13 protein-coding genes are annotated in these 12833 nt (G+C 67.1%); 10 read left to right on the forward strand and 3 right to left on the reverse strand.

Features of this window, described 5'->3' with window-relative positions; translation table 11 throughout:
* The first annotated feature begins 116 nt into the window (after window positions 1–116).
* The 6 genes from SY91_RS23005 (at window position 117) to SY91_RS23030 (ending at window position 5801) form a co-directional block, all read left to right on the forward strand.
* On the forward strand, window positions 117–1631 hold the full coding sequence (locus tag SY91_RS23005) for a polyamine aminopropyltransferase (RefSeq protein WP_011547260.1): 1515 nt from the start codon (window positions 117–119) through the stop codon (window positions 1629–1631).
* Window positions 1631–3250, forward strand: coding sequence for an NAD(P)/FAD-dependent oxidoreductase (locus tag SY91_RS23010; RefSeq protein ID WP_023476045.1), 1620 nt, complete (start codon window positions 1631–1633; stop codon window positions 3248–3250). Before SY91_RS23005 ends, SY91_RS23010 begins: the two co-directional genes overlap by 1 nt.
* 124 nt (window positions 3251–3374) lie before the next feature.
* The gene (locus SY91_RS23015; RefSeq protein WP_023476044.1) at window positions 3375–4136 is read left to right on the forward strand and encodes an N-acetylmuramoyl-L-alanine amidase; all 762 of its coding nucleotides are present in this window, start codon (window positions 3375–3377) and stop codon (window positions 4134–4136) included.
* A 53-nt stretch (window positions 4137–4189) separates the two neighbouring features.
* Window positions 4190–4579 carry a lysozyme inhibitor LprI family protein gene (locus tag SY91_RS23020; RefSeq protein ID WP_006480817.1) on the forward strand — a complete coding sequence of 130 codons (390 nt, stop codon included), beginning with the start codon at window positions 4190–4192 and terminating at the stop codon, window positions 4577–4579.
* Between the two features lie 65 nt (window positions 4580–4644).
* Window positions 4645–5223 carry a hypothetical protein gene (locus SY91_RS23025; protein ID WP_023476043.1) on the forward strand — a complete coding sequence of 193 codons (579 nt, stop codon included), beginning with the start codon at window positions 4645–4647 and terminating at the stop codon, window positions 5221–5223.
* Between the two features lie 50 nt (window positions 5224–5273).
* Window positions 5274–5801, forward strand: a complete 528-nt coding sequence (locus tag SY91_RS23030) for a GNAT family N-acetyltransferase (RefSeq protein ID WP_043887452.1) — start codon at window positions 5274–5276, stop codon at window positions 5799–5801.
* 25 nt (window positions 5802–5826) lie between these two features.
* Here the strand turns inward: SY91_RS23030 and SY91_RS23035 are convergent, their stop codons facing one another.
* The 3 genes from SY91_RS23035 to SY91_RS23045 form a co-directional block, all read right to left on the reverse strand.
* Window positions 5827–7173, reverse strand: a complete 1347-nt coding sequence (locus SY91_RS23035) for a glutamine synthetase family protein (protein ID WP_023476041.1) — start codon at window positions 7171–7173, stop codon at window positions 5827–5829.
* A 157-nt stretch (window positions 7174–7330) separates the two neighbouring features.
* Entirely contained in the window at window positions 7331–7888 is a 558-nt protein-coding gene (locus SY91_RS23040; protein WP_023476040.1) for a helix-turn-helix domain-containing protein, read from the reverse strand.
* A 22-nt stretch (window positions 7889–7910) separates the two neighbouring features.
* Window positions 7911–9200, reverse strand: a complete 1290-nt coding sequence (locus SY91_RS23045; RefSeq protein ID WP_023476039.1) for an NAD(P)/FAD-dependent oxidoreductase — start codon at window positions 9198–9200, stop codon at window positions 7911–7913.
* 284 nt (window positions 9201–9484) lie between these two features.
* Here SY91_RS23045 and SY91_RS23050 point away from each other — a divergent pair, with 284 nt between their 5' ends.
* The 4 genes from SY91_RS23050 to SY91_RS23065 all read left to right on the forward strand — a co-directional run bounded on the left by SY91_RS23050 (window position 9485) and on the right by SY91_RS23065 (window position 12820).
* A complete protein-coding gene (locus SY91_RS23050) occupies window positions 9485–9712 on the forward strand; it encodes a DUF2945 domain-containing protein (RefSeq protein WP_023476038.1) in 228 nt (75 codons plus the stop codon).
* Window positions 9709–10293, forward strand: coding sequence for a DUF488 family protein (locus SY91_RS23055; RefSeq protein WP_006480810.1), 585 nt, complete (start codon window positions 9709–9711; stop codon window positions 10291–10293). Before SY91_RS23050 ends, SY91_RS23055 begins: the two co-directional genes overlap by 4 nt.
* Window positions 10294–10413: 120 nt before the next feature.
* Window positions 10414–11151 (forward strand): sulfite exporter TauE/SafE family protein, encoded by a 738-nt coding sequence (locus SY91_RS23060; RefSeq protein ID WP_006480809.1) that lies wholly within the window; start codon window positions 10414–10416, stop codon window positions 11149–11151.
* 289 nt (window positions 11152–11440) lie between these two features.
* Entirely contained in the window at window positions 11441–12820 is a 1380-nt protein-coding gene (locus tag SY91_RS23065; RefSeq protein ID WP_006480808.1) for an amino acid permease, read from the forward strand.
* The last annotated feature ends 13 nt before the right edge of the window (window positions 12821–12833 follow it).

Below are 12833 nucleotides of genomic sequence, written 5' to 3' on the forward strand. Positions count from 1 at the left end.
TCCTCGGATTTTGTGCTCGGTTCGCCGCCCCGTCGCCGGCCGGCCCGCACGGGGCCGCCAGACGAAAATCCGCGCCAGTATATCCACATTGCCGAACACTGCACAACGGATGCGCGATGCTGCATAAGCGTGCGCTCGTCCTGTCGATTCTCGTGCTCGCATCGTGCGGGCTCGGCTACGAACTGATCAGCAGCGCGCTGTCGAGCTATCTGCTCGGCGACTCGATCCTGCAGTTCTCGTCGGTGATCGGCTGCTACCTGTTCGCGATGGGGATCGGTTCGTGGCTCGCGAAGTTCGTCGAGGACGACGACGTGCTCGACCGCTTCGTCGACATCGAGCTGCTCGTCGGCCTGCTCGGCGGCGTGTCGGCAGCGCTCCTGTTCGTGGTGTTTGCATGGCTTGCCGCGCCGTTTCGCGCGGCGCTCTACGCACTGGTGCTCGCGCTCGGCCTGCTGATCGGGATGGAAATCCCGCTCGTGATGCGCGCGTTCCAGCAGCGGCGCCAGGCGTTCCGCCATACCGTCAGCGAGGTGCTGACCTTCGACTATCTCGGCTCGCTCGCCGTGTCGCTGATCTTCCCGCTGGTGCTCGCGCCGCGCCTCGGCCTGCTGCGTACGAGCTTCCTGTTCGGTCTCCTGAATGCATTCGTCGCATTGTGGACGACCCACCTGTTCCGCGACGAGATCCGCAACGTGCGCGGCAAGCTGATGCGTGCGTCGCTCGTGATCGGGCTGCTGGTCGCCGGGTTCGCGCTGTCGGATCGCATCACGCACTGGGCCGAACACGGCGTGTACGGCGACGAGACGATCTACTCGGAAACGACGCCGTACCAGCGCATCGTGCTCACGCAGTGGCACGACGACATGCGGCTGTACCTGAACGGCAACCTGCAATTCTCGTCGCGCGACGAGCACCGCTATCACGAGGCGCTGATCCATCCGGCGATCGAGGCACTGCCGTGGGCGAAGCGCGTTCTCGTGCTGGGCGGCGGCGACGGCCTCGCGGTGCGCGAACTGCTCAAGCACCGCAACCTCGAGCAGATCACGCTCGTCGATCTCGATCCGGCGATGACGAAGCTGTTCTCGACGTCGGCACCGCTCGTCAAGCTGAACCAGGGCGCGCTGAAGGACCCGCGCGTGCACGTGATCAACGACGACGCGGTGCGCTGGCTCGAATCGAATGCCGACGTGTACGACGCGATCGTCGTCGATTTCCCCGATCCGACCAACTTCGGGCTCGGCCGCCTGTATTCGGTGCCGGTGTTCCGGCTGCTGGCGCGCCACCTGTCGGAGAACGGTTACACGGTGATCCAGTCGACGTCGCCGTATTTCGCGCCGCACGCGTACTGGACCATCATCGCGACGCTGCACGAAGCCGGGCTCAACACGTGGCCATACCACTGCTACGTGCCGTCGTTCGGCGACTGGGGCTTCGTGATCGCCGGCAAGCGCCGCGACTTCACGGTGCCGACGCATTACTCGGTGCCGACGCGCTGGCTCGATGCGCAAACGGCCGCCGAGATGTTCCACTTCCCGGCCGACATGCCGGCGCTGTCGATGTCGCCGAACGAACTCAACGACCAGCCGCTCGTGCGCCGCTTCGACGACGACTGGAAGCACGTGCTGCGCTGATGGATCGCCGCACGTTCCTCGTCGCGTCGGCGGCCGCGTCGCTCGCCGCCTGCGGTCGCACCGGCTGGATCGAGACGACGCCGCAGGTCGGCTACCCCGGCATGCGCGAAGGCCATGCGCTGCGCGACCATGCCGCGCTGCCCGCGCCGTCCGGCACGATCGAGACGGATGTCGCGATCCTCGGCGCCGGCGCGGCCGGGCTGTCGTGCGCATGGCAGCTCGCGCGCGCGGGCCATACGCGCTTCACGGTGCTCGCCGGCCCCGAATTCGGCGGCAACGCGGCCGGCGGGCGCTTCGGCGACCTCGGCTATCCGAAGGGCGCGCACTATCTGCCGCTGCCGTCGCTCGAATCCGCCCATCTGCGCGACATGCTCGCCGATCTTGGCATAATCGAATCCGCGCCGTTCTCCGTGCGCCCCGTGTACGACGAACGCGCACTCGTCCACGCACCGGACGAGCGCCTGTTCATCGGCGGGCAGTGGCAGGATGGCATCGTGCCGGCCACCGGCCTCGACGCCGACGCGCTCGCGCAGCAGGCGCGCTTCTTCGCGTACACGGACGAGCTGCGCACCGCGCGCGGCGCCGACGGCCGCAAGGTGTTCTGCATCCCGATCGCGGAATCGTCGCGCGACCCACGCTGGCGCGCACTCGACCGGCGCTCGTTCCGCCGGTGGCTGCTCGACGAAGGCTATACCGCGAAGGCGCTGCACTGGTATCTGAACTACTGCTGCCGCGACGATTACGGCGCCGGTTACGAGCATGTCTCCGCCTGGGCCGGCCTGCACTACTTCTCGTCGCGCGGCGGTCATGCGGGCGATGCGAGTGACGGCGCGGTGCTGACCTGGCCCGACGGGCTGCACACGATGGTGACGAAGCTGAGCGATTCGATCACCGCGCGCACCGGCTCGAACGCGTGGTCACGCGATGGCTTCGCGGTGCGCGCGACCGAACGCGCAGGCGGCGTCGACGTGCTGTGCGCACGCGTCGGCCATGACGGCACGCTGTCGACGTTCACGCTGAAGGCGCGCCGGGTCGTGTGCGCGATGCCGCTGTTTGTCGCGGCGCGCGTGTTTCCGCAGCTTGCCGCGTACGGTTTCGAACCCGCACGCGACTTGCCGCCGCGCGCGCCGTGGCTCGTATCCAACTTCCTGCTCGATGGCATGCCGGCCGAGGAAGCGGGCGTACCGCTCGCGTGGGACAACGTCGTCTACGACGGCGCGGGGCTTGGCTACGTCGTGTCGACGCATCAGTTGATCCGGATGTCGCCGCCGACGCGCTCGGTGTTCTCCGCGTATCAGGCATTGAGCACGCAAACGCCGGACGATACGCGCCGCTGGCTCGCGCAGGCGAAGCCCGACGCATTGCGCGAGCAGGCGGCGCTCGACCTGCAGGCCGTGTACGGACGCGAGCTGTGGAAGCATGCGACCGCGCTCGAGATCACCGTGCGCGGCCATGCGATGGCCACGCCCGACGTCGGCTTCCTGAGCCGGCCGGGGCTGCTCGCACTGCGCGATGCCGATGGCCCCGTCGTATTCGCGCATGCCGACCTGTCCGGGTTGTCGCTGTTCGAGGAAGCGTCGTACTGGGGCATGCGTGCGGCGCACCGCGTGCTCGCCTGACAGCCGTCGCGCGTCATTGCGGCGTCGCCGCCACCCGCTATAATCGCGCGACATTCCGACTGCATTGAGCAGGCCGACGGTGGCGCGCCGTGCGACGTGCCGTACGCCCTTCTCGACAACAACAATGACGAACCGAATCCTCCGACGCCTTCCGCTCGTGCGCGCCGCCGCGCGCGTGCTCGCGTGCGCCCCGCTGCTCGGTGCGCCGCCGGCGCTGCACGCGGCCGACATCGCCACCACGACCGCTGCCGAGCCCGCGTCCGGACGCTACATCGTCGTCGACACCGGCCATACGCCGGCGCATCCGGGCTCCACCGGTGCGAGCGGCCGCGTCGAATACCTGTACAACCTCGATCTGTCCGGCGCGGTCGCCGACAAACTCGCCGCGCACGGCGACCGCGTGCTGCGCACGTCGGCGGACGGCCGCGAGATCAAGCTCGATCAGCGCTCGACGCAGGCGCCCGACGCGAACCTGTTCGTGTCGATCCATCACGACTCGATGCAGCAGCAGTTCATCGACGCGGGCCGGCAGCGCGAATTCCGCGGCTTCTCGGTATTCGTGTCGGAGCGCAATCCGCACTATGCGGAGAGCCTGCGTTGCGCGAAGGCGATCGCCGAGCGGCTGGTCGCGGCCGGCGAACGGCCGTCGCTGTATCACGCGCAGCCGATCCGCGGCGAGAATCGCCCGCTGATCGACCCGCAACTCGGCATCCACCGCTTCGACGATCTCGTCGTGCTGCGCACCGCGCCGATTCCGGCCGTGCTGGTCGAAGCCGGCGTAATCGTCAATCCGGACGAAGAAGCGCGGTTCGCACGGCGCGAGACGATCCAGCGCGTGTCCGCCGCAATCGCAAGCGGCATCGACGCGTGTACGACGCCCAAATAACGACGGCATTTCCCTTCGGATTCAACGGTTTTCACCCAGCCAGGAGCCTCACCATGAAGAAAAAGAATCTGCTCGCATCCTGCGCGTTGCTCGCGCTCGCCGTTCCGTTCGCCGCGCACGCGGCCGGTTGCGGAAAGCCGCGCAGCGCGTTCGACCAGGTGTATTGCACGAGCACGCAGTTCTCGCAATCCGATCGCGATCTCAACGACGAATACGGCCGGCTGCGCAAGCAACTGAGCGGCGACCAGCAGGCGACGCTGAAGGCCGGCCAGCTCGCGTGGCTGAAACAGCGCGACGCGCAGTGCAGCGAAACGCGCGGCAGCAGCTACCTCGTCGATATCCAGTGCGCGAACGACATGACGCAGTCGCGGCTGTCGTTCCTGCGCGAACGCGAGCGCGAATGCTCGAGCACTGGCTGCGTGACGTCGAAGCTCGGCGAGTAAGGTCGCCACGCGTGCCGTGCCGCGAAGCATGTCGCGGCACGGCACGCTGTTCGAAAGGAACGACGATGCGGCATGAATTCTCCGAAGTCCTCAACGATCTGATCGACTACTTTCTCGTCGGCGATCTTCTGCTGCTGAAACGGTACAAGGACGAACACGGGCTGCCGGACGACGTCGCATCGGCATTCACGACCGGCGACAGCGGCGACCACGCGGCACTGGAAGGCATCGTCATTCCGCTGGCCGGCATCGAGAATCATCCGTATACGGTCATCTTCACGCTGGACGACGACACGCCCGAATTGCTGAAAGCAGGCAGTCGCGTGCAACATCGGCGCGGCGGATACGTATTGCGCGTCGAGCATCGTGCGGTGATGCTCTACACGTGGCGCATTCTCGAACGTTTCACCGACGACACGGTGAATGCGCTGCTTGCGCGCTATCGCGAACCGGGCCGGCCCGTCATTGAAGTCGACAACGGCTGGTACGACGTCGAGATCCTCGGCGGAGAAATCGCACGCGACGGCTGGTTCGAACCCGCGTTCGAGTTCGTGTTGAAGAAAACCGATGCACCGGGCGACGCATCGCACGTGGACATCCACTACCGTTTCGCCATCGACGGCAGTCTCGATCCGGCGGCATGAATCCGGCGGACAGCCGCGCGGCAGACGGCAACCGATCACACGGGGAACGCATGGCACCGAACACGACGACGATCGACATCCGCGCGGCCACCTCCGCCGATGCACCGGCCATCGCCAGCATTCACGTCGCGTCGTGGCAAGCCACCTACATGGACATCATGCCGGCGCCGTTCCTCGCCGACCTGTCGGTCGAAAAACGCACGGCCGCGTGGCGCGAGACGCTCGACGCGGGACGACCGCACGTCGCGCTCGCCTTCGCGAACCACGCACCGACCGGCTGGATCGCGTACGGCCCGACGCGCGACGCCGACAAGGACGATGCGTGGGGCGAAATCGAAGCGATCTATCTGCACCCGTCGCATTGCGGGCAAGGGATCGGCGCGCGGCTGGTCGACCATGCATGCCGAGCGCTGCACGACGCGGGTCATGCGTGGGTGTCGCTGTGGGTGCTCGCCAAAAACCGTCGAGCGAGGATGTTCTACGAACGCGAAGGTTTCGTCGCCGAAGACGACATCAAGACCTTCGAGATCGACGGTACGCCGATCGAGGAAGTGCGCTACTGGCGCGCACTTCCCTGACCGGCATCTTCGACACGCGCGGCAATCACAGAAACCACCGATACTCCCGCGCGCCGATCTCGTTGCGAAAATCCAGCTCCTCCTGCCGCTTGTTCTCGCAATACACCATCACGAACTCGCTGCCGAGCCCTTCGCGCACGGCCCGATGATCCTGCATCGCGGCGACCGCCGACAGCATCTCCTTCGGAAAATCGATGCCGCTGCCGCGATCGTCGTTGAGCGGCGCGATCGGTTCGCTCTTGGCATCGAGCCCGTGCTCCATCCCCGACAGAATTGCCGCGAGCACCAGGTACGGATTCGCATCGGCGCTCGCGAGCCGATGCTCGATCCGCAGGTTGCGCGCATCCGACTCGGGAATGCGGATGCACGCGTCGCGATCCTCGAAACCCCAGCTTGCGCGACTCGCCGCGTTCACCATCGATCCGTAACGGCGAAACGCATTGTGATTCGGCGCGAACACGGGCATGCAATGCGGCAGCAGCGCGAGGCAGCCGGCCACCGCATGCCGCAGCGGCCGCTGTCCGTCCGCCGCGAGCAGGTTGTTCCCGGCATCGTCGTACAGGCTCACGTGCACGTGCATCCCGCTGCCCGGCGCATGCAGGTACGGCTTGCCCATGAAGCTCGCGCGATAGCCGTGCTGCAGCGCGACGCCGCGCGTGCTGCGGCAGAACATCGCCGACCAGTCGGCCGCGCGCAGCCCGTCATCGCAATGGCCGAAATTGATCTCGAACTGGCCGGGCCCGAGCTCGGCCGTGATCACGGTCGCATCGATCCCTTGCGCGCACGCGACGTCGACCATCTCGTGCAGCACGTCGGAGAAACGCGACAGCCGCTCGATATGCATGTTCGGCTGATCGTCGCGATCGTCGGACAGGCGGTCGCGCGGATACTTCGGCATCCCCTCCTCGAGCTGTGCGTCGAACAGGTAGAACTCGAGCTCGAACGCGACGACCGGCCGGATGCCGCGCCGCGCGAGCCGCTTCAGCACCCGCGCGAGCACCTCGCGCGGCTCGAACTCGACCGGCGAATCGGTGCCGTCGGTCGTGATCAGCATCTGGCCGAGCGGCTGCTTCTCCCAGGTCACCGGCTTCAGCGTGCCGGGAATCAGCCGGCGCACGGCGTCCGGGTCGCCGTCGTTGAAACAGTAGTCGCCGATCTTGTAGAGCCCGCCCTGCGTGCCGAGCAGGATGCAGTTCTGCGGCAGCTTCAGCAGCGAACCCGCCGCGACCTTTTCGAGCGCATCGATCGGATAGCGCTTGCCGTAGAAGTGCCCGGGCAGGTCGAGGCAGATCAGGTCGACATAACGGATCTCGGGGTGCGCCTGCCGGAATGCGCGGACTTCACTGACCAGCGCGGAAACGACGTCAGCCATGTCTCATCCTTTCCATGTCTTGTATGGCGGTGCCGCGGCGCGGCGAACCGGATTCATGCGACGCACGGGGCAACGCATGCCGCATGTCGCTCAGTAGTGCAAAAAGGCTACGTGACGAGGCGACCAGCACTCCAGCCCGCCCCGCCGACCACTCAATTCAGGTGAATACCCAGATCACGCGCGTCGGCGCGTCAGTCAGGTTCGCGTAACGGAACCGCTTGTGCGCGGGAAGCTGGAATGCATCGTTCGGGCCGAGCGTGACCGGCGTGTCGTCGCCGTCGATCCAGATCGTCAGTTCTCCTTCGAGCACGAAGCCGCCCTGCTCGTCGCTGTCGTCGACCGGCCGCTCGCCGCTGCTGGCGCCCGGCCCGAGATGGCTTTCGAGGATCGAGAAGCGCGAATGCATGTTCGGTGACACGAGGATGTCGGTAATGCCGGCCGCGTAATACACGGTGCGCCGCTCGTCGGGCCGCGTGACCCACGGCACGCTGCGCGGCTTGCTGAGGCTGTAGAAATACGTGGTCGGCACGCCGAGCGCCTCGCCGATCGCGGTGAGATCCGCGACCGTCGGGCGCGACAGCCCGCGTTCGACCTGCGACAGAAAGCCGACCGAGCGGCCGATCCGTTCGGCAAGATCGTTCAGCGTCACCTTGCGATGCTTGCGCAGGTCACGGATCAGGATCGCCAGACTTTCTATCTCTTCCTGTTCATTCATGATGTGATGGATTCCGATGTAATCAGACGGTATCGCGCAGACGGTACCAGGCCTTGCCGATCGCTTCGAGCGGCGCGGCCAGCCGGTCGCCGCCGGGGAAGCGCGGGTTGCGGATGCGCTGGTACTGCGCGAGCAGGCGTGCGTCGCCGAGCACGGCGTCGGCCACCGCACGCGCGCCGGCGAGCGTCGGCAGCACGCCATGCCCCGAAAAGCCCTGCAGCCAGAAGCGCTGCCCGCGGCGGCCGATGTCCGGCGTGCGGCGCATGCTGATGTCGATGTGACCGCCCCACGCGTAATCGAGCGGTACGCCGGCCAGTTGCGGAAACACGCGTTCGAGGTGCGGGCGCGTCGCCGCCGCGATATCGGCCGGGATGCCGCCGAGATACGTGCAGCCGCCGCCGAACAGCAGCCGGTTGTCGGGGCTCAGGCGAAAGTAGTCGGGCACGAACTGGTTGTCGATCACGCAACTGTTGCGCGGCAGCAGCGCACGCGCGACGTCGGCCGCGAGCGGCGCGGTGGCGACCTGATATGTGCCGACCGGCAGCAGCCGGCGCGCGAGATCGCGGTCGAGCCGGTCGACGTATGCATTGCAGGCGAGCACCAGCACGTCCGCGCGCACTTCGCCACGCGCCGTGCGGGCGACGTAGCCGCTGGCCGTCTCGCGCCAGTCGAGCACGCGGCTCTGTTCGAAGATGCGGCCGCCCGCGCGCTCGATCGTCCGTGCGAGGCCGAGCGCGAGCTTCAACGGGTTCAGGTGGCCGGCCTCCGGATCGTGAAGCGCCGCGAGATAGCGCGTGCCGCCGATCCATTCGGGCATCTCGTCGCGCTCGATCATGCGCAGCCGATCATAGCCCCAGCGTTCGGCCGCCTCGTCGCGCGCGTGCGCCAGCATCGCGACGCGCCGCGGGCGCACCGCGGCCCACAGGCTGCCGGGCCGGTAGTCGATGTCGAAACCGTGCCGCGCCGGCAGTTCGCGCACTTCGGCCGCCGCCCAGCGCATGCTGTCCCACAGCAGGCGCGCGCCGTCGCGGCCAAGCGCATCCTCGAGCGGCTGCATGTCGCACGACCAGCCGAGCAGCGCCTGTCCACCGTTGCGGCCCGATGCGGCCCACGCGACGCGGCTCGCCTCGAGCATGACGACGCGCTTGCCGGCCAGCGCGAGTCGCAGCGCCGTATGCAGCCCGCTGAAGCCCGCGCCGACGACCAGCACGTCAGCGTCGACGCGCTCGTCCAGCGTCGGCCGAAGCGGGATCGGCGCCGGGTAGGTGCCGGCGTAGTAGCTGGCGACGTGACGGTCGGACTGCACGAACATGCGGACTCCCGTGAAAATTACGCCGAGAAATTTCATGAAAAACTAGCATGGCAATTTCATGCGGGCAAGCGGGAGGATCGGCGCCCGTGTCGTCATTGAAATGAAAGGCACGCCAATTGCGCATGCAGCACCGGGTCGCCCCGCCACCGTCCGTGTCTTTACCGTGTGCGGTCGCGGCCGATAATGAATGTATGCACGTTCTCCCTCGCGGCCGGCTTCCCGGCGCGCACTGCCAAAGCCGCTAGGGCCGACCACCCCGCATCGCCCCAAGGAGCCAGCCCAGCATGACCACGCGATTCAAGCTAGGCGACCACGTCCGCTGGAATTCCGAAGCCGGCTACGTGACCGGCACGATCATCGCGATCCATACCGCCGACTTCGACTACAAGGGGCATCGCCATCGCGCGTCGCCCGACGATCCGCAGTACGAGATCAAGAGCGACCGGACCGACCACGTCGCCGCGCATCGCGGCCGCGTACTCGAACGCATCGCCGGCAAGGACGGCGCATGACGCTCCCGTTCTATACGATCGGCCATTCGAACCGCACGCTCGACGAATTCGTCGACCTGCTCGACGCGGTCGAGATCACGTTGCTCGCGGATATCCGCAAGATGACGCGTTCGCGCACCAACCCGCAATTCAACGAAGCGACGCTGCCCGATGCGCTCGCCGCCGCCGACATCGCGTACGAACACATCGCCGAACTCGGCGGCCTGCGCGGCAAGTCGCACGGCGTACCCGACGACGTCAACGATTTCTGGACCAACCGCAGCTTTCACCGCTACGCGGATTACGCGCTGTCGCCGGCGTTTCATGCGGGCCTCGACCAACTGATCGCCCAGGGGCACGAGCAGCGCTGCGCGATCATGTGTTCGGAAGCCGTGTGGTGGCGCTGCCACCGGCGTATCGTGTCCGACTACCTGATCGCGCGCGGCGAAACGGTGCTGCACATCATGGGCCGCAACCGCGTGGAGCTCGCGCGCCTGACCGCCGGCGCGGTGGTCCGGGACGACGGCACGATCGTCTATCCGAATGTCGACGACGACCACGACGACGCCGCACCGGCCAAAGGTGCCCAACCGGACGCGTGACGTCACGCACCCGCGTGCGCACCGGCTTCCGGCGGCCGCGATCCTGCATTACCATCGTGCGACCGTCATGCCTGCGCTCGTCCGGCAAGCGGGCTCCCCCACCTCTTCCGTTGCGCACCAATGCTCGCTCTCATCATCATCGCCGGCCTGTGGGCCGGCCTCCAGAACGCCCTCGCGGGCGGCGGTTCGTTCGTCACGCTGCCCGCACTGATCGTGTCGGGGATGTCGCCGCTCGCGGCCAACATCACGTCGACGGTCGCCCTGTTCCCCGGCCAGGTGACGACGGGCTGGGCGAGCCGCAACATGGTGAGCGGCGTGGGCAGGCTGCCGTTTCGCGCACTGTTCGCGATCAGCGTGGCCGGCGGCGCGCTCGGCGGCCTGCTGCTGCTGAAAACGCCGTCGTCGATCTTCTCGCATCTGGTGCCGTGGCTCGTGCTGTTCGCGACGATCGTGTTCGCGTGGGGCAGTTTCTTCCGCAAGCCGGGTGCCGGCGCGCAACATCTCGGCCCGGTCGCGGCCGGGGTCTCGCAGTTCCTGATCGCGATCTACGGCGGCTACTTCGGCGGCGGCATCGGGTTCCTGATGATGGCCGCACTGACGATGGCCGGCCTGCCGCCGCGTCACGCGATGTCGACCAAGAACGCGCTCGCGGGCGTGATGAACGCGTCGGCGGTCGTGCTGTTCGTCACCTCGCCGCACCTGCACTGGCGTGAGGCGATCGCGCTCGGCGGCGGCGCAATCGTCGGCGGCCTGCTCGGCGCGTGGGCGCTGCATCGCGTGAACGAACGCGTGCTGCGCATCGCGATCGTCTGCATCGGCGCGCTGCTGACCATCGGGTTGTTCGTCAAACCGATCTGAACCCACGCTCATCCTGCCGCGACCGCGGCAATTGATGAGCAAACCGCAAGACGTCTTTCGCATATCTCGTTTGCCGTCGCGGCCACGTCCGACCACAATCCGGGTTGTCGCGATCATCGCCCTCTCGCGGGCACCGATCGGCACACCGTAGCCGCCATCCCGACTCACCGCCGGCGGCCCGCACATCGCGTCGCACACGCTCCCTCGACATCGGCGCCCCCGCGGCGGCGGAACGCCTGCCGCCGTGCCGCCCGATACGTTCCCGGCCAACAATAACTAGAGGTAGGAGATGCAGGACAACACGTTGAGGCAGAGCCTCAAGCAACGGCACATCACGATGATCGCGCTCGGCGGCGTGATCGGCGCGGGCCTATTCGTCGGCTCCGGCGCGATCATCGCAACGGCCGGCCCCGCGGCAATCCTGTCGTACCTGATCGGCGGCGTGATCGTCACGCTGGTCATGTTCATGCTCGGCGAAATGGCGTCCCGCAATCCCGACAGCGGCTCGTTCTCCACGTACGCGAGCAGCTACCTCGGCGAATGGGCCGGCTTCGCGGTCGGCTGGCTGTACTGGTTCAAGTCGATGATGACGATCACCGTCGAAGCGATCCTGCTCGGCGCGATCCTCCACGATTTCCTGCCGTGGCTGCCGGTCTGGGGCGGCGCGCTATTCATGCTGGTCACGCTGATCGCGAGCAACGCGTACTCGGTGCGCTCGTTCGGCGAAGCCGAATACTGGCTGTCGTTCGCGAAGGTCGCGACGATCATCGTGTTCATGGCGCTCGGCGCGTCGATCCTGCTCGGCTTCCAGCCGCGCATTCCCGCTCCGGGGCTCGTGAACCTGACCGATCACGGCGGCTTCATGCCGAACGGCATCTCGCCCGTGCTCGCCGGCGTGATGGTCGTGATCTTCTCGCTCGGCGGCAGCGAGATCGCGGCGGTAGCCGCGGGCGAATCGGAAAACCCGAGCAGGAACGTGATCCGCGCGATCAAGAGCGTGATCGTGCGCGTGATGGTGTTCTACGTCGGCTCGGTGTCGATCCTGATCCTGTGCATGCCGTGGACCGACAAGGTCAACCTGAAATCGCCGTACGTGTCGCTGTTCGGCATGGCGGGCTTCACGGGCGCCGCCGTCGCGATGAAGATCGTGCTGTTCGTGTCGTTCATGTCGGTGATGAACTCGTTCCTGTTCTCGAACTCGCGCATGCTGTTCTCGCTGAGCCAGCGCGGCCACGCGCCGGCGATGTTCGGCCGCACCAACGCGAAGGGCGTGCCGATGAACGCGCTCGTGCTGTGCCTCGCCATCTGCGTGTCGATCCTGGGCATTCACTTCGTGAGCGGCGGCGATCTGTTCCTGATGCTCGCGAAGAGCAGCGGCGCGTTCGTGATGATCGTGTGGATCTTCATCATCGTCGCGCATTTCGCGATGCGTCGGCAGACGAAGCACGAGCAACGCGACCCGACGGCGTTCCGCGCGTGGTTCTATCCGGTGTCGAACTGGGTCGCGCTGCTGGCGCTGGTGGCCGTGCTGGGGTCGCAGGCGTTCAACCCGGATTCGCGCTTCCAGTTCTGGTTCACGGTCCTGACGGCGCTCGCGATCGTCGCGGCGTACTTTCTGCGGCGCAGGCAGCCGTCGTTCGGGCAGGCCGCCGGCGCGAAGGGTCGTTGACCGGCGGCAGGCC

This window comes from Burkholderia cenocepacia (genome assembly GCF_014211915.1).
Classification (GTDB): domain Bacteria; phylum Pseudomonadota; class Gammaproteobacteria; order Burkholderiales; family Burkholderiaceae; genus Burkholderia; species Burkholderia orbicola.